A 26112-nucleotide genomic window follows, 5' to 3' on the forward strand; every position below is an offset into this window, starting at 1 on the left:
CTCAGGGCTTGCCGATCGCCTGCAGGGCTGAGCGCAGCGTGTCCCAGCCTGCAAGTGACTCTGGGGTGCGCCCCGCAGCACAGTCTTCTTCCAGAGCCAAAGCTTGCGCACTCTGTGTTGGGTAGCCCAGCATTCGCAACACCGATTTGGCGTTGTGGGCCAGGTGGCGCAGAGACACGAGGTCACGCGTGGCTGCCGCTGTGTCCCCGTTGTGGACATCGTGCGCAAATTGGGCCAGGCAGGTAGCCCGGTACGCCCGGTACAACTCGCCATTGCCCCCGAAATATTCCTCAATGGAGGCCTGCGCATGCGCGCGGGCTGCGTTTGCCGGTAGAGGTTCCGGTGCGGCATTGGCTGGTGGCTTGGGTGCGGCCGGCGCAAGTGCTTCGTTGATGCAATCCACCAATTGCACGACAGATACTGGCTTGTCCAAGAGGCACCACACTTCCATGTGTACCAATTCCTCGCGCCTGGTGGGAGTCAGCCCAGCGCTGAGCACCACCACGCGGGCGGGGCCGCGCAAGGCAGGTTGCTCCTTCAGGCGTTGCAGCAAGCCCAACCCGCTTTCACCCGGCATCATGAGGTCGGTGATGATGACCTGAACGGCACCTTCTTGCAGCACCTGCACCGCAGAGTTAACCCGGTCACAGGCAATCAGCTCCAGCGGCATGTCTTCCAGGGCCATGTGCACAAAACGTCGCAAGGCCGGGTCGTCGTCGACCAGCAGAATGCGGGCCGCTGCGGAGGTCATGGTGATGGCAGCACCCGCTTGCCCAGGCAGGCGCCGAGCAGGGCAGGCAGTTCAACTACAAGCTGCGGCTTGTGCACCACTGCAATATCGTGCAAGGCCAAGGCGTAGGGAGCCCGCTGCGAGGCATCCAATGAGGTCACCACGATGATTTGCATGGCCTGAAACTGGGGCATCGCACGCAGGCGGGTAATCAATGCTGCACCGTCAATGCCGGGCAGCAGGATGTCCACCATCAGAACGTCGGGTTGGTACTGACCGACCATGGCCAGACCGGCAATGCCATCGCTGGCGGTCAGCAGTTCGACTTCTGGGAACTGTTGACCCATCAGCAGTTTGATCAGGTTCTGGAAATGGGCCGAATCTTCGATCAACAACACCCTGGGGACGTTGCGCGCGGTTCTTGGGGGCGGGGCGCTTCGGTGGTCCGCAAGGGCGGCGGCAGGGGACTGTGAGGCTGTGCCTGCCCGTTCGCCCTGGCGCCAGCGTTCTACAGAGGTACGGGAGATGCGCCGGTGTCCGCCCGGTGTCTTCCATGCCTCCAGTTCGCCCCGGTCCACCATCAGCTGGACCGAGCGCACCGCCAGCCCCAGCAGGCGTGCAGCCTCCAGCGTGGTGACAGTGGCGTCTGCGGCGACCTTCTGAGGCGGATTCTTGTCTGATTGCATCAATTAAGTCTATCAAAAACATCAACTTGAAGAAAAATGATTGCATTTGATTGAAATGATAGATATGATTCATGCGCTGATGGCAACCAACCGAGGCCGCCCTGCGTGCGGAGATGGCTTATGAAAAAGATATTGATCGTGGAAGACCACGCAGACATTCGGCGATTGATTCGAATGACCTTGGAGTTCGACAATTACGACATTCGTGAGGCCGAGGATGGCGACTCTGCGCTGGCCATGGCCCAAGAATTTGAGCCGGACTTGCTATTGCTGGATGTGATGATGCCCGGCGGACTCAGTGGCCTGGACGTGTGTTCCATGATCAAGCTCCAATACACCCCCCCCCGGGTGGTCCTGCTGTCAGCCCGCGGACGCAGTGAAGACTTGGAAGCCGGCATGCAAGCCGGTGCGGATGCCTATCTGGTCAAGCCCTTCAGCCCGCTGGCACTGATAGAAACCATCAATGCGCAGTGGGAGGCCGCATGACAACGGAGCAGGCCACGGAGCTGCCGCCGGAGCCTGGCGGGGGTAACAGTTTTTCGCCAGAGGCCTCGATGCAAATGGAGCGCCTGATCGGGGATTTTGGGCGCATGTACCGCGAGCGCAACGATGCGCTCAATGAGGTGGCCCATGCGCACCATGAAGCGCTTTTCCGTCTGTCTTTGGCAGCTGACCTGAAAGATGACGACACGGGTGTGCACATCATCCGAATTGGCTTCTTGTCAGAAGCGCTGGCCCTGCTGATCGGGGAGTCCCCCGCCAAAGCCGCCATGCTGCGCAAAGCGGCGCCCATGCACGACATTGGCAAGATTGGGATTCCGGACCGCGTACTCAAAAAGCCCGGTGCGTTTGACCCCGAAGAGCGTGCCATCATGAATGAACACTCCCGCATGGGCGCTGAAATTCTGGGGCGATCGCGTATTCCCTTGTTTCAGTTGGCGGCCGAGCTGGCTTTGTCGCACCATGAGCGTTGGGATGGCGGCGGCTATCCCTCCCAGCTTGCCGGGCAGGCCATTCCCCTGTCGGGTCGCATAGTGGCAGTGGTGGACTTTTTCGATGCCTTGACCATGGACCGCGTGTACCGCCCGGCCATGTCGGTCGAAGTGGCTTTGTCCATGCTGCATGCTCAGCGTGGCAAGGCTTTCGACCCGGAGATTGTGGATACATTCATGGCAAACGCCGCAGAACTCAATGCGCTGCGGGAGCGCATCAATGCCAGCCATTTGAGTTATTCGGATTTGGTAAAGGGAGGTTTCTGAGATGATGAAGATATTTGGAAATGCCGCACATGCCACCCACGCAATGCCCAGCAAAGTGCTCGGCTGGGCCTGTGCGCTGTGCATTGGGTGGCTTGTAGCGGGACCTGTCACTGCGGCAGGCGTGCTGGAGCGCGTTAAAGCTACGGATACCGTGCGCGTTTGTATTTGGCCGGACTACTTTGGCGTGAGCCACCGCAACCCCAACACCCAGCAGCTCGAAGGTGTGGACATTGATTTGTCGGCCGAGCTGGGAAAAGACCTCAAGGCTAAGGTGCAGTATGTGGATTCGTCATTCGCCACATTGGTGGACGATGTGACGGCGGAGCGCTGCGATGTCGCCATGTTTGCCGTGGGCATGCTGGCCCAGCGCCTGCAGCATCTCAAGTTTTCGCGTCCCTACATGCAGAGTGACATTTACGCCATCAGCACCAAGAGCAACCGTACCGTGCGGCAATGGTCGGACATCGACCAGCCCGGCGTGCTGGTGGGCGTGCAAGGTGGCACCTTCATGGAGCCGGTGATGAAGGCCAAGCTGACGCAGGCCCAGATGGTGGTCATCAAGCCACCCCAGACCCGCGAACGCGAACTGGAGGCAGGGCGTATCGATGTCTTCATGACCGATTTTCCCTACAGCCGCCGCTTGCTCAGCAATGCAGACTGGGCCAAGCTGATTGAGCCGCCGATGCCGTTCTCGGTCTTGCCCTACGGCTATGCCGTCAAGCCGGGCGATGACGCCTGGCTGGCCGTGGTCGACGGTTTTGTGGCGCGTATTAAAAAAGATGGGCGTCTGCGTGCGGCTGCCACGCGTCACGGCCTATTGCCCATTGTGGTGAACGATTGAGATGTGACATCCCGCATGCAGCAGCCTGATTTTTCTGCCCACACGCTGCGGCGCTTTGCAGCGCTGGCGACGGCATTGGGGCTGGTGCTGTCCTTGGCGGTTGTGGCTGCGGTGGTGTGGTTGGGCTGGTATGAGTACCAGGAGGTGTTGGAGTCCGACCGGGCCCGCAGCGAGTTGGAAGCGCGCGTGATTGATGACCACGCGACCCGTACTGTGGAGACAGCGTCGCTGGTTCTGGCCTATGTGGGCAGTCAGCTGCATGCAGCGGACATGGCACAGGCCCACCGGGCGGACCCGTTGCTGGCACAGGCCTTGGCGGCGCTGCCGTTTGTGCGCAGCCTGCATTTGCTCGATGGCACGGGCCACGTGCTGGCCAGTACTGCTGCCAGTGATGTGGGCATGGCAGTACCCTTGGAACGCATGGGGCCCACACCTGCGCCGGGGCGGGACGTGCTGGGTGTCTTCCAGCACGGCCGGGGGCTCAGCGCCTTGGGTAGTGCAGCCCCATCGGCTGCCACCAACATCGGATTCATTCCGTTCAGTCGGGGGCTGCGCAATGCCGATGGCAAGCCCCTGCTTCTGGTTGCGCTGATCAATCCTGATTTCTTGTCGAGCTTCCAACTGCTCACCTTGGGCGACCAGCACGGTAGTGTCTACCTTTTGAACTACCAGGGGGTGGTATTGGTCAGCAGTGGCCCGCGTGCGGCCAACCCGGGCGCCGTGTTTGCGGACCATCCGGTGTTTCGCAAGTTTTTGCCCTCCCGCGAGCATTTCACTTACGAAGGTGATGGCGCTTCGCCCGGTACCCAGGTGGTGTCATTCCGGCTGTCCAAAACCCGGCCTCTGGTGGTCGTTGTGGAGCAGCCTTTGGCGCTCACGCGTGAGCATTGGCTGACATCCGTGCGTTGGTTCATCACCGCGGCTGTAGTCTGTGTGTTGTTCCTGGTGCTCACGACAGTGGGGATACGCCGCAGCCTGCGCGCCCGGGAACGGGGACTGGTGGCCCTGGAGAATGCGCGCGCGGAAGTGGTGCGCAAGGAACACGATCTGCATGTGCTGGTGAAGAGCGTGCAAGAGTTGCTGTTCCGCACCGACCCTGAGGGAGTGTTGACCTATGTGAATGAGCGCTGGATGGCAGTGACGGGCCACAGCGTTGCGCAGGCACAAAACCACGCTTTGACGGAGTGGGTCTGTGAGGCCGACCGCGCAGGGGTGGCACAGTTGTTTGCGCTCGACAACACGGCGGCCGTGCGCACGAAAACTGCCAGCATGCGTGCCAGCGATGGCAGCCTGCACCGCTTTGATATCGCCGTTGTGCCCCTGTGGGAGGGGGAAGACATCATTGGTTTTGCGGGCAGCGCAGTGGATGTGACCGAACGCCTGGCTGCCGAGAGTGCCTTGCAGCACCAGCTTGACTTTGTGGCCTTCTTGCTGGAAATCAGCCCCTTGCCAGTGGCCACCTTCGACCGCTATGGCCGCTATGTGTCGGTCAACCGGGCGTGGGAGGATTTCACCGGCATGCTGCGCAGCCGGGTGATTGGGCAGACGGCCAGTGCGTTCATGGCCGCCGCCGATGCCGCATTACACGCAGCGAAAGATGCCGAGGTCTGGCGTTCCGGGGGCAGCCTGCGTTACGAGTCTGCACTCCGGCACCGTGATGGCAGCCTGCGGGAGGTCATCATCACCAAGGTGGTTTTGCCGGGCGATGAGCAACATGCCAACGGCGGCTTGCTCAGCACCCTGATGGATGTGAGTGAATTCCGTGCCGCCGAGCGTGCCAAGGATGCGGCACGGCATGCTGCCGAAGAATCGTCGCGCACCAAGTCCGATTTCATTGCCAATATCAGCCACGAACTGCGCACACCTTTGCAATCCATTTTGGGGTTCTCCGAACTCGGCATGATGCGTGGCAAGGATCAGCCCCGGCTGATGGGCATGTTCACCGACATCCACGCTGCCGGTGCCCGCATGCTGGCTCTGGTCAACGATTTGCTGGACGTCTCCAAAATCGCTAGCACCTTGGGCGCCGTCAATTTGGAGCGCACGGACATTCGCGGACTGATCGGACCCGTGTTGCAGGAGCTCACGCCGCAAATCCATGCCAAGAGCCTGGCTGTTGACATGCAACTCGGACCTGTGCCCCTGATTGCCAAGGTGGACCCCGTGCGATTTGCCCAGGTAGTGCGCAATGTGCTGGCCAATGCCATCAAGTTTGCGCCAGCGCAGACCGGTATTGCACTCAGCGCCTACCTGACGGGGGAGGACCGCATCTGCGTCAGCGTGCGGGACCATGGTGCGGGCATTCCCCCCGCAGAGCTGGACCGCATTTTTGAAGCCTTTGTCCAGTCCAGCCGCACCCAGGATGGCTCCGGTGGCACCGGCCTGGGCTTGGCGATTTGCAAAACCATCATGGACGCCCACGGCGGCCGTATTACCGCAGAGAACGCGCCGGACGGCGGCGCTGTGTTCCGCATTTACCTGCCTGCACGCCGCAGCGCCCAGCGCGAGACAGATTTCCATTCGATCTATTGAGCGCGCCCTGTATTCGGGCGTGTGCGCATCAGAAGAGCTGTCCCGTCAGTGGGTCATTTGCTCCTGAATCGATAGCTGCTTGCGCAGTATTCATATGGCCTGGAGGCCAATTTTGTTTGAAATTGAGGGCCTGGGCGTCTTCTGCGCTTAGCAAAGTGCCCATGCGCACACCCAGCAGGCGCAGTCGCTTGTGCAGCGGCGCACGCTTGAGGCACAGACCCGCCACCCGCCGTATTTCTTTGGAATCGGCAATGTGGTGTGCGATGGTGATGTCCCGCGTCACCGCCGTGAAGTCTTCGTACTTGAGTTTGATGCCCACTGTCTTGCCCACATAGCCCTTGCGCTGCAGGTCGTCGGCCAGCTGTTCGCACAGGCGCGTGAAGATGGCGCCCAGCTCAGCCTTGTCGCGCACGGCGTGCAGGTCGCGCTCGAACGAGGTTTCGCGGCTGATGCTCACCGGTTCGCTTTCCAGCACGATGGGGCGGTCGTCGCGTCCGCGCGCCGCATCAAACATCCAGGCTCCGGTCCGCTGGCCAAAAGTGTCCATCAGCCACTGCAGGTCTTTGGCCGCCAGCTGGCCAATCGTCTCAATGCCATGGCCCTTGAGCTTGGCATCCGCTTTCGGGCCGATGCCATTGATCTTGCGGCAGGCCAGTGGCCAGATCGAGGTCTCCACATCTGACTCATACACGATGGCGATGCCATTGGGCTTGTTGAACTCGCTGGCCATCTTGGCCAGCAGCTTGTTCGGGGCTACGCCCACCGAGCAGGTCAGGCCCGTGTCGTCAAAAATTGCCTTTTGGATCAAACGCGCGAGCACCCGGCCACCTTCGCGCTGGCCGCCGGGCACGTCGGTGAAGTCGATGTACACCTCGTCCACGCCCCGGTTCTCCATCAGAGGCGCAATGTCGGTAATGATGGCCTTGAAGCGCTGCGAATAATGGCGGTACTGGGCAAAGTCCACCGGCAGCAATATCGCCTGCGGGCACAACTTGGCCGCCTTCATCATGCCCATCGCAGATCCCACACCAAACTGGCGCGCTGCGTAGGTGGCCGTGGTGATGACACCGCGCCCCGTGTAGTCCTTGAGCAGGGGAAACGCGGTCACTGGAATCTCGTGCAGTGGCAGCTTGGCGTACCGCGCGCGCAGCGCATCATCCAGGGCGCGGCGTCCGCCACCAATCACCACCGGCAGCCCCTTGAGCTGCGGGTAGCGCAACAGCTCCACCGACGCGTAAAAAGCGTCCATGTCCAGGTGGGCGATGCGGCGTATCGCGGGGGGGGCGGCACTCATGAGGCGCAAGGATACCAAGCGCCCGGTGTCACAATGGGGTGGGCGCTCCCCAATTCCAAGCCCTCCGTATGACGTCGTTGTTACCGTTCCAGCCCCTGTACCTGCCGCCTCGCCGTCAGGTGCTGAAGGCGGCTGTTTCCGTGTTTGGTGCGGCTTTGCCCTTGGCCAGCACCCATGCCTCGGACCGCTACGCCAAGTACCGGGGCCAGACTGTGGCCTTCAGCATCCCGGACCACCCGCACTACGACGCCGCGGTCAAACTGCTGCCTCGGTTTACCGAAGAGACCGGGATCAAGGTGGAGCTGGCGCGTGAACACATCCTGCGCATGAAACACCGGCAGCTTGCCGAGCTGTCGCTGGCCCGCAGCGGTTTCGATCTGGTGACGTATGTGGCCACCTGGAAGAGCGAGTACGTCAGCAAGCAGCTGATTCGTCCACTGGACGCTTTTTTGCAGAATCCGGCGCTGGTGGATCCTGCCTTTGATCTCGCTGACGTGGTGCCCGTGTACCTGCAAAACACCGGTTTGGTGGGCGGGCCGAAAGGTTATTTGCCGGGGCCTGGCGCACGCCTGTACGGCTTGCCATATGGCGCTGAAACCTCGGTGTTGGCGTATCGGCGTGATGTGTTTGCCAAGCTGGGGCTGCAGCCGCCCAGCACCTATGCCCAATTGCGCCGCCTCTTGCCAGTGCTGCGCAGCCAATCTGGCATGGCAGCGCTCACCTCGCGCGGACAGATTGGGCACAACTGTGTGCACGCCTGGTTACTGCACCTCAGTCCGCTGGGCGGACGGGTGTTTGATGCGCGTTGGGTGCCTACCTTCCACCAGGCACCTGGGGTGCAGGCCCTTCAGCTGCTCAAAGAGATTGCCGACACCGGCCCTGAAGGCATGGCCAACTTTGACTACAACGAGATGCTGCAGACCTTTCTGGAGGGCCGCAGCGCCATGTACCTGGACTCCACCGCGGTATTTGGTGCTGTGCGCAGCTCGCCCCAGTCCCGGGTGAACGGTCAGGTGGGTTACGTCTTGCACCCGCGTGGTGTACGCCGGGCCTCGCAGACCGGGGGCTTGGGTTTGGCGATTGCCCGTAACTCTGAACGGGCCAACGCAGCGTTTTTGCTGATGCAGTGGCTCACTTCCAAAGCACAGGACCAAGCGGTTTGCGCCCTGGGGGCAGCGCCCTTGCGCCTGTCCACTCTGCGTGATCCGGCACTGCTTCGCCGCTACCCCGAATTCACTTTGCTGCGCGAGCAGCTGCGCCATGCCGACCCCGACTGGCGCCCCATCATCAGCGTGTGGGATGAAATCAACACCGGTCCCCTGGGCGCTGCCGTGCACCAGGGCCTGACCGGTGCCGTGCCGCCCGAGCAGGTGCTGGGCGCCATCTTGGGCCGGGTGACCGATATTTTGATGGCCGGGGGCTACCGCTAAGCCACCCCGCCGCACCTTTCAGTAGGTGCCGGGAACCAGGATGCGCTGGTCCACATTCTGGAGGTTGGTGTGGCCGCAAAAGGCCATGGTCACGTCCAACTCCTTGTGGATGATTTGCAGGGCCTTGGTCACACCGGCCTCGCCCATGGCACCCAGGCCATAGACCATGGCGCGGCCAATCATGGTGCCCTTGGCGCCCAGGGCCCAAGCCTTGAGCACGTCCTGCCCGCTGCGCACGCCACCATCCATCCACACCTCGATCTGGCTGCCTACGGCCGCCACGATGGCAGGCAGGGCGCTGATGCTGCTGGGGGCGCCATCGAGTTGGCGCCCGCCGTGGTTGCTCACCACGATCGCGTCGGCCCCACTGGCTACGGCCAGCTGTGCATCTTCCACGTCCTGGATGCCCTTGAGGATCAGCTTGCCGCCCCATTTCTCCTTCACCCACTTCACGTCGTCCCACGACAGGCGGGGGTCGAACTGCTCGTTGGTCCAGGCCGCCAGGGATTTCATGTCGCTGACCGACTCCACATGCCCGACCAGGTTGCGGAAGGTGTGGCGCTTGGTGCCCAGCATGCCCAGGCACCAGCGCGGCTTGGTCGCCAGGTTGATGATGTTGGCCAAGGTCGGGCGGGGCGGTGCAGTCAGGCCGTTCTTCAGGTCCTTGTGGCGCTGGCCAATCACCTGCAGGTCCAGCGTCAGCACCAGTGCGCTGCAGCGGGCGGCGCGTGCGCGCTCAATCATCTTCGCCATGGCGGCGCGGTCGCGCATCATGTAGAGCTGGAACCAGAAGGGGGCCGTGGTGTTTTCTGCAATGTCTTCGATGGAGCAAATGCTCATGGTGGACAGCGTGAACGGAATGCCAAACTTCTCGGCCGCACGCGCGGCATGGATTTCGCCATCGGCATGCTGCATGCCGGTCAGGCCCACGGGGGCAATGGCCACCGGCATCTTGGCGTCAATGCCAATCATCTTGGTCGCGGTGGTGCGGTTCTCCATGTTCACCGCCACACGCTGGCGCAGCTTGATCTTCTGGAAATCGTCTTCGTTGGCACGGTAGGTGCCTTCGGTCCACGAGCCGGAGTCGGCGTAGTCGTAGAACATGCGCGGCACGCGTTTTTCGGCCAGCACGCGCAGGTCTTCAATATTGGTGATAACGGCCATGGGGTCTCCTGTAATGGCACAAATGGTAGCGACGCAGGGATAAACGGTGCGTGAAATCCCCCCCAGGTCGATTGAAATTATTTGCGCCGGTCTTGGGCTAGACTGGCCCGCCGCAAGGGCAGACAACACGCACAAGGGAGTCACGGCATGGTCTTATGGGGCGCAATTTGGGGAGCCATCATTGGCTTTCTGACGGTGGAGTACGACGAAGAGGCTGGACTGTTCATCGGGGCCATACTGGGCGCACTGGCGGGCCTGACCCTGCGCATGGCGGTGCGTCGTGAAATCGCTGCCCAGCGGGCACAGCAGACCCTGTCGGTACCGGTGGTCGCCCCGGCCGTCCCCGCTGCAGGACCAACTGAGCCCCCCACGCCGGTAACCACTGCGGCGGCCGCGCTGCGCCCGGTGCCCGTGGCGGTAGAGGCCTCACCCCGGCCCCGCGTGCCGCAGGAGGAGCCTGACGAATTTCTGGATGCCCCGCGGCCCGTCCGCCCGCCTGTCGCGCCCGGCGAGCGTGTGGGCCGCAGCGAAGACCTGCCCGACACCCCCGAATGGGTGGCGCAGCCGCCAGACCTGCTGATCCGCCTGGTGGACCAGGCCAAGGGCTGGCTGCTCGGGGGCAACACTATCGTGCGCGCCGGTGTGCTGGTGCTGTTCGTGGGCCTGGCCTTTCTGGCCAAGTTTGCGATGGACAACGCGCTGCTGCCGCCGGAGCTGCGCCTGGCGGCCATTGGCATGGCTGGCATTGGCTTGCTGGTGTTTGGCTTCCGTCTGCGCAGCCGCCAGCCCGACAAGCTGGCTTACGCGCTGACGCTGCAGGGCGCGGGTGTGGCGGTGTTTTACCTCACCGTGTTTGCTGCCTTCCGGCTCTACCAGTTTTTGCCGGCGGGTGCGGCGTTTGCCGTGCTGGCGCTGGTGTGCGCGTTCTCTACCGCCATTGCGCTCTTGCAAAACGCCATGCCCATGGCCTTCATCGGCTTTGCGGGTGCGTTTGCAGCGCCTATTTTGGTGTCCACCGGGCAGGGCAGCCATGTGGGGCTGTTCAGCTACTACCTGGTGCTGAACCTGGCCATCGTGGCCGTGGCCTGGCTGCGCGCGTGGCGGCCGCTGAACCTGCTGGGCTTCTTTGCCACCTTTGGCGTGGCCACGGCCTGGGGCGCGCTCAAGTACCAGCCCGAACACTTGGCCAGCACCGAGCCTTTCCTCATCGCGTTCTTCGCCATCTACCTGCTAGCCAGCCTGCTGTACGCCACGCGCCATTCGCTGGCGCCCAAACAGGCGGTGGACGCCACGCTGGTGTTTGGCACACCGCTGGTGGCCTTTGGCTTGCAGGCCGCATTGGTGAAAGACATCGAATACGCCACCGCCTTTTCATCGCTGGTGATGGGCGCTTTGTACCTGGGCCTGGGCTGGTGGGCGGTGAAGCGTCCACCAGCCCAACAGGCTGTGGGCCAGTGGCTGGCCGAATGTTTTGCCGTGCTGGGCCTGGGCTTTGTCACGCTGGCCGTGCCGCTGGCGCTGGATGCGCGTTGGACCAGTGCCGTCTGGGCGGCCGAGGGCGCCGCCGTGTACTGGATGGGCCAGCGCCAGGGCCGCTGGCTGGCGCGCCTGGCCGGGCTGGTACTGCAGGTGCTGGCTGCTGGTAGTTACCTGAACGGGCTGGACCAGATGCATGCCAGCGCCTGGCCCATCGCCAACCCTGCCTTCATTGGCGCGGTGCTGCTGGCTGCGTCGGCGCTGGCTTTGGCCCATTGGACGCGGTTCGCGGCAACGCCTGCGGGTTCGGACTCGGGCGCCCGCCGGCTGCTGGCCACCGTGGAGCAGAAGGCTTCGCCCGTGTTGTTCTGGGTGGGCTTTCTCTGGTGGCAGTTTGCGCTGTTGCACGACATCGAACGTGCCTTGCCCGGGCCAGATGGCAACTGGGTGCCGGTGCTGGGCGCGGCCCTGCAGTCCCACCTGGAGATGCTGGGCTGGTTGCTCAGTGCCTGGGTGGCGCACCGCTTTGCATGGCCCACGCGCGCGCAGCCCTGGGCCATTGCGGCTACCCCTGCCTGGTTCTCGCTGCCCATCATGGCAGTCTTTGCGCTGGAGGGCGTGGTGGCGCTGGACCATGTGTTCCAGGCTTGGGGCTGGTTGGTCTGGCCTGCGGCGCTGGCCTTGCACTTTGTCACGCTCAAAAACCTTGATAGCCTGCCACCCCAGCGCTGGTGGCGCGTGGTGCACACTGGCGGCGTGTGGCTGGTGGCGCTGTTGGTGGGCAACCTGCTGGTCTGGGCGGTGCAGCAGGCGCAGTTGCGCGGCACGGCGTGGGCCAGCGTGATCTTTTTGGTGGCCAGTGTGCTGGTGCTGCTGGCGCTGTGCCGCCGCAGTTTGTACGACGCCGGCAGCCGCGTGCGCCAGGCCTGGCCGCTGGACCGCTTTGCCAACGCCTACCTGTGGCATGCCGCCGTGCCGCTGGCCGTGGCGGTAGGTTTGGGCGCTGTGCTGGTGGCGGTGTCGTCCGATGGCAATGCGCGGCCCTTGCCCTATGTGCCCTTGCTCAACCCGACCGACCTGACGGTGGCGCTGGCCTTGCTGGCTGCAGCCTTGTGGCTCACACGCGTGCGCCACAGCGACTTGCCTGTGCCTGCTTGGGTGCATGACCGTCGCTGGACGCTGCTGCTGTGCGCGCTGGGCTTTGTGGCGGTCAACACCGTGTGGCTGCGGGTGGCTCACCAGTATGCAGGGGTTCCCTGGGATGCCGAGCGCCTGTTCGAGTCCTTCTTGGTGCAGGCCGGCTACTCGATCCTGTGGACGCTGCTGGCGCTGGGCCTGATGCTGGTGGCGCACCGTCGCTTGGCGCGCCCGGTGTGGATGGGCGGTGCGGCCCTGCTGGGGCTGACGGTGGCCAAGCTCTTTCTGGTGGACCTGAGCAACCGCGGTGGATCGGAGCGCATCGTGGCTTTTATTGCGGTGGGCGTGATGATGCTGGTGGTGGGCTACTTTGCACCCATTCCCCCGGCGGCAACGGCGGCAAAAGACGAAGATGCAGACCAAGGAGAGGCCGCATGAACCTGTCCAAACCCTGGATCGTGAGCATGCTGCTGGCCCTGTGCAGTGTGGGTAGCCCGGCCTGGGCTGCCGATACCCCCACGCCAGCCGAATTTGCCTGGCGCGGCCAGCTGGTGCTGCCCCCGGGCGCGAGCTTGGTGCGGGCGGCGCTGCCGGTCGAGGCCTTGCTGCGCATGCAGAGTGCTGCAGGCCACGATGTGCGCGTGTTCAATGCCGATGGCGCCGTGGTGCCTTACGCGCTGCTGCGCCCGGCCGACCTGGAGCGCAGTGCACCGGCTGTGCAAACGCGGGCGTACCCGGCCTACCCCTTGTTCACAACCAGCACCGGTGCCCCTGCAGCACCCGGTGCGGTAGAGGTGCGTCTGTCAGCCGATACCGCTACACCCGGCAGCGCCTGGGTGCGATGGAGTGCCGCAGACAAGACCGGCACCAAGGCCAGTGCTGCCATCCCTGCCAATGCGCAGCCGCTGCAAGCGGCCCTATTTGACACCCGGGCCGAGCAGCACCCGCTGGCCGCCCTGCGCCTGACGGCCGAGCTGCCCCGCAACACACTGGTGCACCTGCGCCTGGAGAGTAGTGCCAACCTGCAAGACTGGCAGAGCGTGCCGGTGAAAGGCCCGCTATTTCGTTTTGACGGCGCCGACGCACCTGCCAACACGGTGCTGGAGCTGCAACAGCCACTTGAGGTGAAAGGGCGTTACCTGCGCCTGGCCTGGGCCGGGCAGGACGGCGTGAACGTCACCGCACTCACCGGTCAGGTTGCCACGGCGCAGACGCAGGCCCCGCGGGTGCGCGCTGCCTTGCCCCCGGGGGCACCCGACGGCAACAGCCTGGTATGGACACTGCCGTTTGCCACCCCCCTGTTGGCCTTGCATGTGGAAGCCCTGCAGGACAACACGCTGGTGCCTGTGCGTATTTCGGGCCGCAATGATGCGAGCCAGCCCTGGCGCGCGCTGGCGTCCAGCGTGGTCTACCGGCTCGACACGGTGGGCCAGGGCAGCCGCAACCGCGCGCTGGATTTGCCCACCACGTCGGTGCGGGCGCTGCGGGTAGAGGCCAGCAATGGCCAGCCCCTGCCCGCAGGCGGCTTGCAGGCCACAGTGGAGCTGGCCCCCTTGCAGTTGGCGGTGTTGGCCTCGGGCCCGGCGCCGTTCACGCTGGCCGTGGGCCGCCCCAACACGACATCGGCTGCCGTAGAGGCCGGTGTGCTTGGTGCGGTATCGCCCGCTCGGCTGGCCGAGTTGCCTGCGGCGGCCGTGAAGCAGTTGCGGGCCGATGCACCGGACGCCCCCCAGTTGTGGGCCGCCAAGCTCCTGCCCAGTGGCGTGAGCCTGCGCACTGCCACCCTGTGGCTGGTGCTGGTGGCAGGCGTGCTGGTGCTGGCGGGCGTGGCCTACGCCCTGTTGCGCCAGCTCACTGGCTCAAAATGATCTGCGCAATCACGCCGGTGGCAATCGCAATCAGCACGTAGTCCGCACCCACCTGCACCCACTGGTGACCGCGGCGTGGCGGGGGCAGGTGGTGGCCGTAATAGTTGTTCACCACATAAATCGGGCGGCGGTACTCCTGCGGCAGGTAGCCGCCGCGGCGGAAGTCAGGCCCGCGGGCGCCGTAGTAGCCGGGGTGGCCATCCCAGCGGGACTGCCCCCGGCGGTCGTGATGCGGGCCGTGGCGGTGGTCAATGCGCATGTCCCTGTCATCGTGGTGGTGTTCATACCGGTCTTTGCCGCGCCCTTGGTCTTTGGCCAGTGTGGGGGCGCTGAAGCCCAGGCTGGCGATGACGATGGAGCACACCATGGCGGTGGATTTCATAGAGTGACCTATGGAAGTGAAGGAGCCTGCATGGTCGCCCGCCCAGGTATCGGTCGTGTAAAGGCTTTGCGCGTTTGTGCAAGCAATGGTGGCCTGATGTTGCACATGGTTTAAGTGCAAAATCGTGGTTTGAGCGCCGTATTACCTGCGCGAAAAGCTATAAAAAATATAGCAATATTGGCTGCCATTCAGAGTGCGTCAAACAGGCCTGGGCCGTTGAAGCGGGCCCGCTCGGCCAGCAGCATGCGCAGCTTGGTGTTGACACCGCCAGGTGCCGAGAACCCGCCTGCGCCGCTTTTGGCCGCCAGGATGCGGTGGCAGGGCACCACTGGGGCGAACGGATTGGCACCCAGGGCCTGGCCTACGGCGCGCGCCGCGCCGGGCTCGCCCAGCAGGTGGGCCAGCTCGCCGTAGGTCAATGTCTCCCCCGGTGGAATGTCGCGCGCCAGCGTGTAGACGCGCTGGTGAAACGGGGGCACGCCCTCCATGTCCAGCACCAGGTGGCTCAGGTCGCGCGGTTCGGTGGGCGCACCGGCCAGCAGCGCGGTGATGGCGGCGATGGCAGTTTGCACCTCGGGCGGTGGTGCGGCTTCGGGCGCACGCGCAAAGCGGGCTTGCATGCGCAAGCGGGTGGTGGCCTCGTCCGCCTCGGGCAGTTGCACCCCCGTCAGGCCCTGGGCGCTCCAGGCGATGCCGGAGTGGCCCAGTGCGGTGGCAAACAGGGCAAATGCGGTGGTGGGCATGGCGCGGGCTCAGATGGCTTTGTGCACCACTGCGCCCTGGAACAAATAGGGCAGACGCGGGCCTCGCTCCGAGGGCACGCCGCCTTTGTCTTCCACACTGATGGCGAGCTGTGCCACGCCCTGCAAGGCATCGGCCTGGGCGGGCAGGGTCAAGGTGCCGGCTTTGCTGGCCAGCACTCCCAATGACAGAGGCGCCTGTCCCTGGCGCAGGGCCCAGAGCTGCATGCTGTCTTCGCGGCCCTCCTTCACACCATTGAGGCGTTGCAACTGCAGCGCGCCACTGGCAGGGTCGTGGGTGACCAGCAGGGCGGGGCTTTGGGTGGCGTCCAGCAGCACGGCCAGCGTGCGGATTTGCGCTTGCTGCGCCAGCTGGTGCTGCTGGTGGGCTATCTGGGCCTTGAACTGTTCAAACATGCTGGCCGTGCCCGCAATCAGCGTGGCCAGCAATACCGCCAAGGTGATGGTGCCCGCGCGCCACCAGGGGCTCACGCCGGTGCGTGCGGAGATGGCGGAGGGGGCTGGGGCGTCGGTCATGGGCGTGTGATGTGAGGGTGGCAGGAGAGCATCGTAGTAGCTTGCACACGCTGTGGGTATTCAGCGCGCGGCGTGCAGTGCCTGCCCCAGGGTGTGGGCACCGGGTGCGTAGGCGGCCAGGCCCGCACCCACCAGCGCTACAAACACGGCGGTGAGCGCAAAAGGCAGCACCGTGCGGCGAAACGCGGTGCTGAGCCAATGGCTGCTGTCGGCGTGGCGCAGGCGGCGGTACAGGGTGTAGGACAGCACGCCGTCGAACAGCAGCTCGGCAAACAGGGCGGGCGCCAGGTACACCACATACAGCGATGCAAACGCCAGTCCGATAGCCAGGGCAATCGCCAACAGCGGAATGGCGAATTCATCAGCGTCGCCCACCGAGCCCACGGCGTCGCCGACGGCCGATAGCACACCGGGCTCGTCCGCAGGCAGGGCCGCCGGGGCGTCAAAGTGGCCGCTGGCACCGCCTCCCGCAAAGTCCCCGCCGCCGCCGCTGGTGAGTGGCACATTGCCAGAGCCTCCGTGGCTGCCGCGGGGCAGCACCATGTCCACTGCGTCAGGTAGCAGGTCGTAGTCTTGTGCCTGGGTGCGCAACCACAGCCACAGCAGGCCCAGAAACACCAGGTAGGCACCGCCCAGCGCGGCCGGGTAACGCAGGGCCATCTGGTCCATGCCCAGCGCCAGCAACAGGGCAGACAACAGCCAACCGGCAGCGCCGGTGAGTGCCACGATGAGCCCCATCTGCAGGCGCGGGTAGGCGTCTTGCTCCAGCTGGCGCCGTACGCGGATGATGGCCAGTGAGCGGGTGAGTCGGATGGGGCGTGCAGGGGCGCGGGGCATGGGGTGTGTTCCTGGGGCTAGCGTGGTTTGGCGCCATCGGCGCGGGCGGACAGGACGCCCGCCCCACGCACTTCAAAGCGCACCTGGTCCAGCACATGGCCGCGGGCGTCGGTGATTTGCAGCAGGTGTTTGCCGGGCCAGAGCGGCCACTGCGCGCTGTTGCCCTTGGCCACCGGCTTGCCGTTCAGCAGCCAACGCAGGTTGGCGCCTTCGGCCTGCAGGCTTAGGCGCTGCGCCTTGGGCGGGATGTCGGGGTCCAGCGCGATGATGGTGCCGTGGGTAGGCGCGGTGATGCGGGCGCTGGGCGCAGCCTCGGTTTTTAAGTCTTTTTGGCCTCTGGAGCTCATGGATACTGCGCGAATAGCTCCTGAATCCATAGCAAACGTGGTTTGCTGGGTACCCTCGACAAACCATTCGTCGCGCGCAGCCTCCAGGGTGGGGGCGCTGGTGCTGTTGGCAAACTGCACCGCTTTGTGCACCACCCCTGCGGGCGGCTTGGGCGCGCGGCTGGCTTGCTTGGCGTGCAGAAAATTCATCACCGCGGCCCAGATGGGCGCCGCCCCCGTGGTGCCGCTCACATCCCACATGGGGGCACCGCTGGCGTTGCCCACCCACACACCCACGGTGTAGCGCTGGCTGTAGCCCACCGCCCAGTTGTCGCGCATGTCTTTGCTGGTGCCGGTTTTCACCGCGCTCCAGAAGCGGGTGGCCAGCACGCTGTCGGTGCCAAAGGTGCGGGCGCGCGCCATGGGGTCGCTCAAGATGTCGCCCACGATAAAGGCGGCGCGCGGGTCCAGCGCCTGGCTCGCGGGTGCTGGTTTGCGCGGCAGCAGCGTGCTGGGGCTGGCGCGCCCACCATTGGCTAGCGCGCGGTAGGCGTTGGTCAGGTTCAGCAGCGAGACTTCGGCGCTGCCCAGGGCCAGGCTGTAGCCATAAAAGTCGCCACTCTCGGCCAAAGGCAGCCCCAGGCGTGTCAGTTGCTTGGCAAAGGCATCGGGCGACACCATCACCAGCGTGCGCACCGCAGGCACGTTGAGCGAGGCGCCCAGCGCCGTGCGCGCCGACACCCAGCCCTTGAAGTGCCGGTCGTAGTTTTGCGGAATGTAGAGGCCGCCCGTGGTCTGGATCTGCGCGGCCGAGTCCTCCAAGAGCGAGGCCGCGGTGATGCGTCGCTCGGCCATTGCCTGCGCGTAGAGAAAGGGCTTGAGTGTGGAGCCGGGCTGGCGCAGTGCGGTGACCGCGTCCACATCGGCCGCGTTGCTCAGGGGCCCACTGGAGCCGACCCAGGCCAGCACCTCGCCGCTGGCGTTGTCCAGCACCAGCAGGGCGGCGTCTTCCACATGGCGGCCGGCCAGTTCGCGCAGGTGGCTTTGCAGTGTTTGCACGGCAAAGCGCTGCAGCGGGGCGCGCAGGGTGGTGGTGATGCGGCGCGTCGCGTGGGTGCCTGGGCTGGCAGTGAGTTGTCGGGCCACATGCGGCGCCACACCTTCGCTGGCCGCATAGTCGCGCCGCTGCAGCGCGCCGGTCACAAACAGGTCCAGCGCGGCGCAGTTGGCGGCGGCGCTTTCCAGGCTTTTGAGCACGCTGCAGGCGCGTTGCACCACCTGCGCTTCCTTGGCGTTGGGTGCGCGCACCAGCGCGGCGGCCACGGCGGCTTCGCGGTGGTCCAGTCCGTGGGCGGCTTTGCCAAACAGGGTCTGGCTCAGGGCGTCAATGCCCACCAGCTCACCACGAAACGGCACCAGGTTCAGGTAGGCCTCCAGAATCTGGTCCTTGCGCCAGCTGCGCTCCAGGCTTTGGGCGGACCAGGTTTGGCCCAGCTTCTGCACCACGCTGCGCCCGCCACTGCCGCGCCGCAAGTCCTCGTCCAGCAGTCCGGCCAGCTGCATGGTGATGGTGGAGGCGCCGCGCGTTTTGGTGTTCCACAGATTGCCCCAGGCTGCTGCGGACACCGCACGCCAGTCCACTCCGCTGTGTTCGTAAAAGCGCTTGTCCTCCGACAGCACCAGCGCCGTGCGCAGGGCAGGGGACACATCGGCCAGCGCCACCCACTGGCCGCGCCGCACCGTGGCATCGGTGCGCAGGCGGTGCAGCAGTTCGCCTTCGCGCGAGAGGATCAGCGTGTCGGACGACTGGTAACCCGCCTTTATCTCATTAAAAGTGGCTGCAGCGCCCGTGGAATATGCGCAAACAGCTACTAAAAATATAGCAATCATACGGGTGGCCAATGACCTGCCAGGTGGGCTGTCTGTATCGGGTTGGCATGTGCTGGGGCCTTCGTCCTTGCCATAGGCGAGCAATCCGAATCCCCAGAGTGGTCGTTTCCGCAACTTGTTCGCTCCCGTCTCTCGGTGCTGTGTCGCACTTCATGTGTTGGTCGTCCAGCCTTGAGTATTACCGCAAGGCGTTGGTGGCGTGCCCTCCGAGGAGCGGTGGAACACTTTTTATTGCTAAATATCAATTCAATCAATATTTGACTTTATTGATAAAAGTGATAAATTGAAGGCACCAACAGCACTTTATATTCGCATCATGGCTATCAATTACCACCAGCCTTCCGTGAATGCACTGTTCGATGCCATGCCCTGGCCGATACTGACTTTTGGAGTCAATGGCTTGGTGAGCTACGCGAACAAGGCTGCCAAATTGCATCCCGGCAAACCGGCGGAGGCCATGAATGGCAAGCCCGTGATCAAGTCCTTGGTGAAGGATGTCGCCTTGAACAAGGTAAAACTTCCTTACAACGTTGACGTTGAGTTGGCAGACGGGAAGAAGGCTGCAGGTGTGTTCATGGCAGGACCCTCAGGCCTGGACATTGCCTTTGTGATCCAGGGGGCCTCTGAACATCCCAGTCGTGAGACCCAACTGCGCGGCCTGCCGGACATCATCGCGCTGCTGCGTGACGAAGTGGGCCCGCCTTTGCGCAAGCTATCCGGTTTGCTGGGCGCGTTGCCAGAAAGTGCAGAAGGCGCCGCCATCGAAGAAGCCGCTGGCGCTTTGGACCAAAGGCTGCGGCGCTTGGCGGACCTGATCGCGGTGTTCGGTGATGAAGTGCTGATCACCACGGACCGTATTGAGCTGTCGGACGTTGTGCAGTCGGTGTGCGCTGAGCTGGCACCTCGCGCACATGCGAAAAAGGTGCATATCGAAGTCGCAGAGCCGTCGCAAGTGCTTCCTCCCATCTATGGCAATGCGAATCTCATCCGCCGTGCATTCTTCGAGTGTTTTGACAATGCGATTGCCCACTCTCGCAGAGAGGTAAACAGCCAGCAGCAGCTGTTGGTCAAAGTCGCCTACACCCTGACCGGTGAACACGTGTTGATCACTGTACGGAATCTGGGAGCGATTCCCGAAGAGGAGCGAGGCATTGAAACCCGCGATGTGTTCTCAAAGCCGCCCAACCCGGCCGCCAATGACACCAAGGGCCGTTTGGGTCTGCCGCTGGTGAGCCGGATCGTGGGGCTGCACGGCGGCAATATCCGGGTCGCTCCCGTCGGCGATGACGAGACGCGGGTGATGATGGAGTTCCCCACAGGCGCCCCCTTGCGTGGGCAGGCGCAACTGGATATCGCGCAAGCGCAACGCTATGCCGCAGATTTGGCCCAGCTCATGTCGCGCCGTAAAAAGGAGGTCGTATGAAACGCAGCGCCCTGATTGTTGACGATCAAGTCGACATCCGGAATCTTCTGATGGTCACGATGGAGTCTGAAGACTTTGACCTGCACGAAGCCGACAACGGAGAGGACGCCTGGCGCGTAGCGCAGAACTTGCGTCCGGCCATTGTGCTTCTCGACGTGATGATGCCAGGTGCCCTGGACGGCTACCAGGTGTGCCAAAAGATCAAGGCAGACGCCACCTTGCAGTCCACGACCAAAGTCATCTTGTTGACGGCACGCGGGCAACGCACGGACATCGAAAGAGGTGAGGCCGTAGGCTGTGATGCATACCTGGTCAAACCTTTCAGCCCGATTGAGCTGCTCGACACTGTGGACAGATTGTTGGTGAAGCCATGAAAAAAAATAATGCCATCTCTCTTGCCCGACGCACCCTCGTTGGGAGTGGCTTGGGCCTGTTAGCCCATTGGGCGATGCCCGCATTTGCAGCGACGCCATCACCGCCGGCCACCACACGCCGGACCTTGCGTCTTGCCGTGGTTCCGCAGCTCACCCCCATTGAAATGAGTCGGTACTGGTCGCCGGTGGTGGATGCCCTGGGGCAACGTGGCATTCCCTGTGAGCTGGTGGTGTACCCATCCATCGCGGCGTTCGAAGCCGAGTTTCTGAGTGGGAAAGCCGATCTCGTTTTTTTGAATCCGTACCACATGGTGATGGCTCACCGTGCGCACAACTATGAGCCTTTGCTGCACGATGCGCGAGCCCTCGAAGGCGTTTTGTTGGTGAGTGCAGATGGCCCCGTTCATCACATTGAGCAGCTCAGGGGGCAGCGCATTTCTTTTCCAGCGCCCAATGCCTTTGCAGCGAGTTTGTACATCCGTTCGGTGCTCGATACCCAGCACCATTTGCCATTCGAGGTGCACTATGCCCAAAACCACCGCAATGCCATACGCCAAGTCTTGTTGGGCGACTCACAGGCGGCAGGTGTGGTGAAGACCACGTTTGAAAAAGAACCTCCAGAGGTGCAGCAAAAACTGCGCGTGATCTACACCACACCGCCGCTGGCACCTCATCCCTTGGCTGCGCACCCTCGTGTACCCCGGCCGGTCAGAGCCGCCATTACCGAGGTACTTCTCGGTCTTGCTGCCGCTGCTGAAACCCAAACCATCATGGCAGGGATACAAATGCCCAGCCCGGTTCTGACCAGCTATACCAAGGACTACGCCCCTCTCGAGCGCCTGAAGATTGATAAATACGTTGTCTTGGAGTGACACGCCATGCAAGCCCTGTCGCGACTGAAAGCTGGGATCGCGCCGCCGTACAGCCTGCGCACCGCGATCATGACCGGTGCAACGGTCGTGGTATTGGCGTTGGGGGCTGTATTCGCCGCGCTGGCTTACAGCCGGTTGGAGGCTGTGACTTGGGCAAACGCCAAAAATTGGTCTGAATCCATGGCGCACTTGGTCGCCAGCGGCAATGCCAGCGCGCTGATACTCAATGACGTTGCAGCCATCGAATCCAATTTGCAACAGGTAGCGGAGCTCCCCGGTATAGACCGAGTGGCGGTGTACCGTGCGGATGGTCGGCAATTGGTCGTGGCCTTCAAACAAGGTGAAGCAATTCGCTCGGAGGTTGGCGCCAAAGCGCGCATGGTGGTTCCCTTGGATGGAGCGCAGCAGCTGCCAGGGGCCTTGCAGGCGAACTATTACGAAGCGTGGGCCCCTGTTTTGATACGCGAAGCGAGCCCGAGTGCATGGGTTCAAGTGCATTTCAGCCTCAGCCAACGGAACATCGAACTGCGCCAGCTTTGGATGGCGTCGGGCCTGGGAATTGCGCTTTTGTTGGTCTTGGTTATTGCAAGCCTCCACTACATCACGGCGCGCGCATTGCAACCCATCCGGGCGTTGTCGCAATATGCGAAAGAGATGCCAACCCACTTTGGAAGTCAAATTGAGGTCTCACACAATTCGATAGAAGTTGGGCAACTGGGCACCGCACTCAATGAAGCGAGCAAGGGCATTGCGGAACACATTGGTCGAACCCAGGCAATTGTGAATACGGCGTCCGAGGCCATCATCGGACTGGATGCGCAAGGAAAAATTGCAACCCTGAATCCGGCGGTCAGCAGCTTCTTCGGGCGCCCCGAAGAAACAATGTTGAACCAGCCCATCGAGAACTGCGTCCCTGGACTCAGCGTGCAGGCCCTGGAAGAGATGTTCGACCAATCGAGTGCGTACCGCGCTGGAGTGAATCGGGTAGTGCTCAAGGAATTCTTCGGTACCCGTGCCGATGGAACGCTGTTCCCCGTGGAGATCTCATTGGGTGCCGTGGCGAGCATCGAAGGCTTGCGTTATGTCTGCATCATGCGGGACGTCACGGATGAACGCGCAGCATTGGAATTCACCGAGTTGTACGAGCGTGCGCTGGCCTGCAGCCACAACTCGGTGTTCATCACCAATGCCAAACTCAAGCACCAGCCAATCGTTTATGTCAACGATGCCTTTCAGGCCATGCTGCAGCTTCCGCTTCACCAAATACTGGGGAAGAACATGGAGGAGTTGGTCAGCATGGATTCGGATACGCAGGCCTTGTCCGAATTGCGTCTGGCCATGTCTGAGCAGCGTATCGCCAACGTCACCTTGCACAAGACCTTGCCCAACGGAAGTGTGCGGACGGTGGAGCTCTCCCTCTCTCCCGTGCGCTCCGATAAGGGAGCGATTACCAACTTCGTAGGCATTGTTCTGGATGTAACCGCCCGCGTCATGGCTGAAGAAGCCATCGCAAAGCGCCGTGCCCAACTCGATGCCATTTTCAGCCTCAGTCCCGATGGGTTTGTGCTCTTCGATGCCAATGACCATATGGTCTTTGCCAACCCGGCTTTCGAGCGGATGACGGGGTGGTCCTGGTCAGAAGGGGCCCCTCCCGTGCATATGGATGAGTTTGAATCCATGATGGGCGCGCTGTGTGATGGCGACCAAGCCAGCGTGTCCTTTCATACCAACACCTCGGACGACCAACCGTGGCAAGCCCGCTTGCATCTCACGCGCCCCCAAACGCGCGTGGTTCAGGCGCAGTCGCGCAGGAATATTGCAGGGCGTAGCGAGACCATTCTGTACTTCCGCGACGTCACGCATGAGGATGCGGTCGACCGGATGAAGAGCGAGTTTCTGGCAGCCGCAGCGCATGAACTGCGCACGCCCATGGTGAGCATCTTTGGTTTTACGGAGCTGTTGCTTAAACGAAAATTCACACCAGAGCGGCAGGCCGATATGTTGCAGACCATTCATCGCCAATCCGGTCTGCTGGTGAAAATGATCAATGAGCTGCTGGATCTGGCGCGTATTGAATCCCGCGGTGGCCTGGACATGCAGATTGATGCTCACCCACTCACGGAACTTGTGGAAAACAGTGTGAAGGGCCTGATGCGCACCGACACCGAGCGTCAGGTGCTCGTTGGGGACACGCCCGAGGTTCAAGTGCTCATTGACCCCGAGAAAATGCAGCTGGCCATGAGCAACTTGCTGAGCAATGCCTTCAAATACTCGCCCCATGGCGGCACCGTCAGTTTGAATTCGCGCATAGCGACTAGCGAAGACTCCGGCTTTGTGGTCATTGAGGTGAGCGACCAAGGAATAGGAATGTCACCGGACCAGCTTGATCGCGCATTTGAACGTTTCTACCGTGCGGATGCGTCTGGAAACATTCCTGGTACTGGCTTGGGCTTGAGTTTGGTGAAGGAGGTCGCCGAGCTGCACCAAGGCCGAGTCACCTTGACCAGTACTTTGGGGGTGGGTACCACAGCCCACCTGTGGATCCCGCTGGCCACCAACCAGTCCTTGGCCATGCACAAGGAATAAACCGCAGCGCCCACTGTGAAAGCTGTTCTGCTCGACACGGTTTTTTGGGTAAGTGTGGATGCGTGTAGCCTGGGTGACCCTGCGGCAGAAAACCCTTTGCGGTCCCCCGTAAACTGGCCGGTCTTGTAACCCTTCCCGTCCTGTTTGTATGTCTAACGCCGCTCCCCTGTTCCAGCCCTTCACCTTCAAGGGCCTCACGCTCGCCAACCGCATTGTCATGGCCCCCATGACGCGCTCGTTCTCGCCCGGTGGTGTGCCCACTCCCGCGGTGACCGAGTATTACCGCAAGCGCGCCGCCGCTGCGGTGGGCCTGATTGTTTCTGAGGGTACGGTCGTGCAGCGCCCGTCTGCGGCCAACGACCCCGACGTCCCCCACTTCTGGGGCGATGCTGCTTTGGGCGCCTGGCAAGACGTCATCAACACCGTGCACCAGGCCGGTGGTGTGATGGCGCCGCAGCTCTGGCATGTGGGTGCAGCTCGCAACCCCCGCACCACCTGGACCGCGCCCCCGCCCGTGGACTCGCCCTCCGGCCTGTCGCGCCCCGGCAAAGCCTTCGGCGAGCCCATGACCGACGAAGCCATTGCCGACACGATTGCCGCTTTTGCCAAGGCCGCCGGTGCGGCCAAGCGCCTGGGCTTTGACACCATCGAACTGCATGGCGCCCATGGCTATCTGATTGACCAGTTCTTCTGGGAAGGCACCAACGCTCGTACCGACAAATACGGTGGCGATCTGGTGGCCCGTGGCCGCTTTGCGGCCGAGATTCTGAAGGCCGTGCGCGCTGAAGTGGGGCCGGACTACCCGGTCATCATCCGCCTCTCCCAATGGAAGCAGCAGGACTACGCAGCCCGCATTGCCCAGACACCCGACGAGATGGCCGCTTGGTTGCAGCCGCTGGCCGATGCTGGTGCTGACATCTTCCACTGTTCGCAGCGCCGCTTCTGGGAACCCGAGTTTGATGGCTCCGACCTGAACTTTGCCGGTTGGGCCAAGAAGCTCACCGGCCGCCCCACCATCACCGTGGGTTCGGTCGGCCTGAGCGGCGAATTCATCGCCGCATTCGGTGGCGAAAGCTCCAAGCCCGCATCGCTGGACGAACTGCTGCGCCGCTTTGACCGTGGTGACTTTGACTTGGTCGCTGTGGGCCGCGCCCTGATCAGCGACCCAGATTGGGCGGTGAAGGTGCGCGATGGCCGCGAGGCAGAGTTGTCGAACTTCTCGCCGGCGGCGTTGGCAAGTTTGGTTTGATGGGATGACATGGGGCTACGCCAGTAGGCGGAGCCCCGTGGCTGGCGTTTACAGCAGGTACAGCGCCAACAATCCCAACACGGCTGGAACAGTCTGGATGTACAGAATACGCACCATCACCGTGACCGCCCCCCAGATGCCCGCTACTGCCACGCAGGCCAAGCCATAGGTGGCAAACGCCTTGGCGATGGCCGGGTCGGGGTAGACCAGGCCCAGCAGGCAGGCCGCAGCCAGAAAGCCGTTGTAGCAACCCTGGTTGGACATGGCAGCCTTGCGCATGGCCACTTCGGCCTTGGGAATGCCAAACACCTTGACCCCGCGCGACTCAAACAGCACGGTTTCCAGCAGAAAGATGTAAATGTGGATCAGGCAGACCACGGCGATGAGGATTTGGGCAAGGATGTGCATGGAAAAGTCTTGGGTTGATGCAATGGCATGGAGAATACATAATCACGTTATGTTTGTAAAGCGAGTCCTTG

The 26112-nt window shown here is 63.0% G+C and carries 22 protein-coding genes; 12 read left to right on the plus strand and 10 right to left on the minus strand.

The features are described 5' to 3' along the window. Position 1 precedes the first annotated feature (1 nt). Both CHU94_RS10460 and CHU94_RS10465 read right to left on the minus strand, forming a co-directional pair. A complete protein-coding gene (locus CHU94_RS10460) occupies positions 2 to 751 on the minus strand; it encodes a response regulator (RefSeq protein WP_094479575.1) in 750 nt (249 codons plus the stop codon). Then, positions 748 to 1416: a response regulator gene (locus CHU94_RS10465; protein WP_094479577.1), complete on the minus strand. Its 669-nt coding sequence runs from the start codon at positions 1414 to 1416 to the stop codon at positions 748 to 750. The genes CHU94_RS10460 and CHU94_RS10465 overlap by 4 nt, the downstream gene beginning before the upstream one ends. A gap of 120 nt (positions 1417 to 1536) precedes the next feature. On the opposite strand from CHU94_RS10465, the gene CHU94_RS10470 reads away from it, so the two are divergent. The 4 genes from CHU94_RS10470 (at position 1537) to CHU94_RS10485 (ending at position 6048) form a co-directional block, all read left to right on the plus strand. Further along, the gene (locus tag CHU94_RS10470) at positions 1537 to 1902 is read left to right on the plus strand and encodes a response regulator transcription factor (RefSeq protein ID WP_094479578.1); all 366 of its coding nucleotides are present in this window, start codon (positions 1537 to 1539) and stop codon (positions 1900 to 1902) included. Between the two features lie 68 nt (positions 1903 to 1970). Beyond that, a complete protein-coding gene (locus CHU94_RS10475) occupies positions 1971 to 2675 on the plus strand; it encodes an HD-GYP domain-containing protein (RefSeq protein WP_255033965.1) in 705 nt (234 codons plus the stop codon). 1 nt (position 2676) lies between these two features. Then, positions 2677 to 3516, plus strand: coding sequence for an ABC transporter substrate-binding protein (locus CHU94_RS10480; RefSeq protein WP_255033917.1), 840 nt, complete (start codon positions 2677 to 2679; stop codon positions 3514 to 3516). Positions 3517 to 3531: 15 nt separating this feature from the next. Continuing rightward, positions 3532 to 6048 carry an ATP-binding protein gene (locus CHU94_RS10485; protein WP_094479580.1) on the plus strand — a complete coding sequence of 839 codons (2517 nt, stop codon included), beginning with the start codon at positions 3532 to 3534 and terminating at the stop codon, positions 6046 to 6048. 28 nt (positions 6049 to 6076) lie between these two features. Here the strand turns inward: CHU94_RS10485 and dinB are convergent, their stop codons facing one another. Beyond that, positions 6077 to 7342, minus strand: a complete 1266-nt coding sequence (gene dinB / locus CHU94_RS10490) for a DNA polymerase IV (protein WP_094479582.1) — start codon at positions 7340 to 7342, stop codon at positions 6077 to 6079. A gap of 68 nt (positions 7343 to 7410) precedes the next feature. Here dinB and CHU94_RS10495 point away from each other — a divergent pair, with 68 nt between their 5' ends. Beyond that, a complete protein-coding gene (locus CHU94_RS10495) occupies positions 7411 to 8772 on the plus strand; it encodes an ABC transporter substrate-binding protein (protein WP_094479584.1) in 1362 nt (453 codons plus the stop codon). Positions 8773 to 8790: 18 nt separating this feature from the next. On the opposite strand, the gene CHU94_RS10500 is transcribed toward CHU94_RS10495, so the two are convergent. Continuing rightward, positions 8791 to 9936 carry an alpha-hydroxy acid oxidase gene (locus CHU94_RS10500; protein WP_094479586.1) on the minus strand — a complete coding sequence of 382 codons (1146 nt, stop codon included), beginning with the start codon at positions 9934 to 9936 and terminating at the stop codon, positions 8791 to 8793. A 147-nt stretch (positions 9937 to 10083) separates the two neighbouring features. On the opposite strand from CHU94_RS10500, the gene CHU94_RS10505 reads away from it, so the two are divergent. Beyond that, a complete protein-coding gene (locus CHU94_RS10505) occupies positions 10084 to 12987 on the plus strand; it encodes a DUF2339 domain-containing protein (protein WP_094479588.1) in 2904 nt (967 codons plus the stop codon). Further along, positions 12984 to 14417 carry a DUF3999 family protein gene (locus CHU94_RS10510; RefSeq protein ID WP_094479590.1) on the plus strand — a complete coding sequence of 478 codons (1434 nt, stop codon included), beginning with the start codon at positions 12984 to 12986 and terminating at the stop codon, positions 14415 to 14417. The genes CHU94_RS10505 and CHU94_RS10510 overlap by 4 nt, the downstream gene beginning before the upstream one ends. On the opposite strand, the gene CHU94_RS10515 is transcribed toward CHU94_RS10510, so the two are convergent. From CHU94_RS10515 to pbpC, 5 genes are all read right to left on the minus strand, one after another. Further along, the gene (locus CHU94_RS10515) at positions 14401 to 14799 is read right to left on the minus strand and encodes an RcnB family protein (RefSeq protein WP_094479592.1); all 399 of its coding nucleotides are present in this window, start codon (positions 14797 to 14799) and stop codon (positions 14401 to 14403) included. The genes CHU94_RS10510 and CHU94_RS10515 overlap by 17 nt on opposite strands. A gap of 188 nt (positions 14800 to 14987) precedes the next feature. Continuing rightward, entirely contained in the window at positions 14988 to 15542 is a 555-nt protein-coding gene (locus CHU94_RS10520) for a methylated-DNA--[protein]-cysteine S-methyltransferase (RefSeq protein ID WP_094479594.1), read from the minus strand. A 9-nt stretch (positions 15543 to 15551) separates the two neighbouring features. Next, complete coding sequence (locus tag CHU94_RS10525) at positions 15552 to 16076, minus strand: anti-sigma factor (protein WP_094479596.1); 525 nt, start codon at positions 16074 to 16076, stop codon at positions 15552 to 15554. 60 nt (positions 16077 to 16136) lie between these two features. Next, the gene (locus CHU94_RS10530; RefSeq protein WP_255033918.1) at positions 16137 to 16913 is read right to left on the minus strand and encodes a hypothetical protein; all 777 of its coding nucleotides are present in this window, start codon (positions 16911 to 16913) and stop codon (positions 16137 to 16139) included. A gap of 17 nt (positions 16914 to 16930) precedes the next feature. Beyond that, positions 16931 to 19129, minus strand: coding sequence for a penicillin-binding protein 1C (pbpC, locus tag CHU94_RS10535; protein ID WP_094479598.1), 2199 nt, complete (start codon positions 19127 to 19129; stop codon positions 16931 to 16933). Between the two features lie 316 nt (positions 19130 to 19445). On the opposite strand from pbpC, the gene CHU94_RS10540 reads away from it, so the two are divergent. From CHU94_RS10540 to CHU94_RS10560, 5 genes are all read left to right on the plus strand, one after another. Then, positions 19446 to 20552: a sensor histidine kinase KdpD gene (locus CHU94_RS10540; RefSeq protein WP_094479600.1), complete on the plus strand. Its 1107-nt coding sequence runs from the start codon at positions 19446 to 19448 to the stop codon at positions 20550 to 20552. After that, on the plus strand, positions 20549 to 20926 hold the full coding sequence (locus CHU94_RS10545) for a response regulator transcription factor (protein ID WP_094479602.1): 378 nt from the start codon (positions 20549 to 20551) through the stop codon (positions 20924 to 20926). Before CHU94_RS10540 ends, CHU94_RS10545 begins: the two co-directional genes overlap by 4 nt. Next, positions 20923 to 21798, plus strand: coding sequence for a phosphate/phosphite/phosphonate ABC transporter substrate-binding protein (locus tag CHU94_RS10550; protein WP_094479604.1), 876 nt, complete (start codon positions 20923 to 20925; stop codon positions 21796 to 21798). The genes CHU94_RS10545 and CHU94_RS10550 overlap by 4 nt, the downstream gene beginning before the upstream one ends. A 420-nt stretch (positions 21799 to 22218) precedes the next feature. Beyond that, positions 22219 to 24384 carry a PAS domain S-box protein gene (locus CHU94_RS10555; protein ID WP_217901307.1) on the plus strand — a complete coding sequence of 722 codons (2166 nt, stop codon included), beginning with the start codon at positions 22219 to 22221 and terminating at the stop codon, positions 24382 to 24384. Between the two features lie 148 nt (positions 24385 to 24532). Continuing rightward, positions 24533 to 25633, plus strand: coding sequence for an NADH:flavin oxidoreductase (locus tag CHU94_RS10560; protein WP_094479608.1), 1101 nt, complete (start codon positions 24533 to 24535; stop codon positions 25631 to 25633). A gap of 48 nt (positions 25634 to 25681) precedes the next feature. Here the strand turns inward: CHU94_RS10560 and CHU94_RS10565 are convergent, their stop codons facing one another. Further along, a complete protein-coding gene (locus CHU94_RS10565; protein ID WP_094479610.1) occupies positions 25682 to 26041 on the minus strand; it encodes a DUF1304 domain-containing protein in 360 nt (119 codons plus the stop codon). Between the last annotated feature and the right edge of the window lie 71 nt (positions 26042 to 26112).

Source organism: Rhodoferax sp. TH121 (assembly GCF_002251855.1).
GTDB lineage: Bacteria > Pseudomonadota > Gammaproteobacteria > Burkholderiales > Burkholderiaceae_C > Allorhodoferax.

Excerpts from the sequence above, each read along its gene's own strand:
- CHU94_RS10460 (WP_094479575.1), bottom strand. The coding sequence starts at position 751 with ATGACCTCCGCAGCGGCCCGCATTCTGCTGGTCGACGACGACCCGGCC.
- CHU94_RS10465 (WP_094479577.1), bottom strand. The coding sequence starts at position 1,416 with ATGCAATCAGACAAGAATCCGCCTCAGAAGGTCGCCGCAGACGCCACT.
- CHU94_RS10470 (WP_094479578.1), top strand. The coding sequence starts at position 1,537 with ATGAAAAAGATATTGATCGTGGAAGACCACGCAGACATTCGGCGATTG.
- CHU94_RS10475 (WP_255033965.1), top strand. The coding sequence starts at position 1,971 with ATGCAAATGGAGCGCCTGATCGGGGATTTTGGGCGCATGTACCGCGAG.
- CHU94_RS10480 (WP_255033917.1), top strand. The coding sequence starts at position 2,677 with ATGATGAAGATATTTGGAAATGCCGCACATGCCACCCACGCAATGCCC.
- CHU94_RS10485 (WP_094479580.1), top strand. The coding sequence starts at position 3,532 with ATGCAGCAGCCTGATTTTTCTGCCCACACGCTGCGGCGCTTTGCAGCG.
- dinB (WP_094479582.1), bottom strand. The coding sequence starts at position 7,342 with ATGAGTGCCGCCCCCCCCGCGATACGCCGCATCGCCCACCTGGACATG.
- CHU94_RS10495 (WP_094479584.1), top strand. The coding sequence starts at position 7,411 with ATGACGTCGTTGTTACCGTTCCAGCCCCTGTACCTGCCGCCTCGCCGT.
- CHU94_RS10500 (WP_094479586.1), bottom strand. The coding sequence starts at position 9,936 with ATGGCCGTTATCACCAATATTGAAGACCTGCGCGTGCTGGCCGAAAAA.
- CHU94_RS10505 (WP_094479588.1), top strand. The coding sequence starts at position 10,084 with ATGGTCTTATGGGGCGCAATTTGGGGAGCCATCATTGGCTTTCTGACG.
- CHU94_RS10510 (WP_094479590.1), top strand. The coding sequence starts at position 12,984 with ATGAACCTGTCCAAACCCTGGATCGTGAGCATGCTGCTGGCCCTGTGC.
- CHU94_RS10515 (WP_094479592.1), bottom strand. The coding sequence starts at position 14,799 with ATGAAATCCACCGCCATGGTGTGCTCCATCGTCATCGCCAGCCTGGGC.
- CHU94_RS10520 (WP_094479594.1), bottom strand. The coding sequence starts at position 15,542 with ATGCCCACCACCGCATTTGCCCTGTTTGCCACCGCACTGGGCCACTCC.
- CHU94_RS10525 (WP_094479596.1), bottom strand. The coding sequence starts at position 16,076 with ATGACCGACGCCCCAGCCCCCTCCGCCATCTCCGCACGCACCGGCGTG.
- CHU94_RS10530 (WP_255033918.1), bottom strand. The coding sequence starts at position 16,913 with ATGCCCCGCGCCCCTGCACGCCCCATCCGACTCACCCGCTCACTGGCC.
- pbpC (WP_094479598.1), bottom strand. The coding sequence starts at position 19,129 with ATGATTGCTATATTTTTAGTAGCTGTTTGCGCATATTCCACGGGCGCT.
- CHU94_RS10540 (WP_094479600.1), top strand. The coding sequence starts at position 19,446 with ATGGCTATCAATTACCACCAGCCTTCCGTGAATGCACTGTTCGATGCC.
- CHU94_RS10545 (WP_094479602.1), top strand. The coding sequence starts at position 20,549 with ATGAAACGCAGCGCCCTGATTGTTGACGATCAAGTCGACATCCGGAAT.
- CHU94_RS10550 (WP_094479604.1), top strand. The coding sequence starts at position 20,923 with ATGAAAAAAAATAATGCCATCTCTCTTGCCCGACGCACCCTCGTTGGG.
- CHU94_RS10560 (WP_094479608.1), top strand. The coding sequence starts at position 24,533 with ATGTCTAACGCCGCTCCCCTGTTCCAGCCCTTCACCTTCAAGGGCCTC.
- CHU94_RS10565 (WP_094479610.1), bottom strand. The coding sequence starts at position 26,041 with ATGCACATCCTTGCCCAAATCCTCATCGCCGTGGTCTGCCTGATCCAC.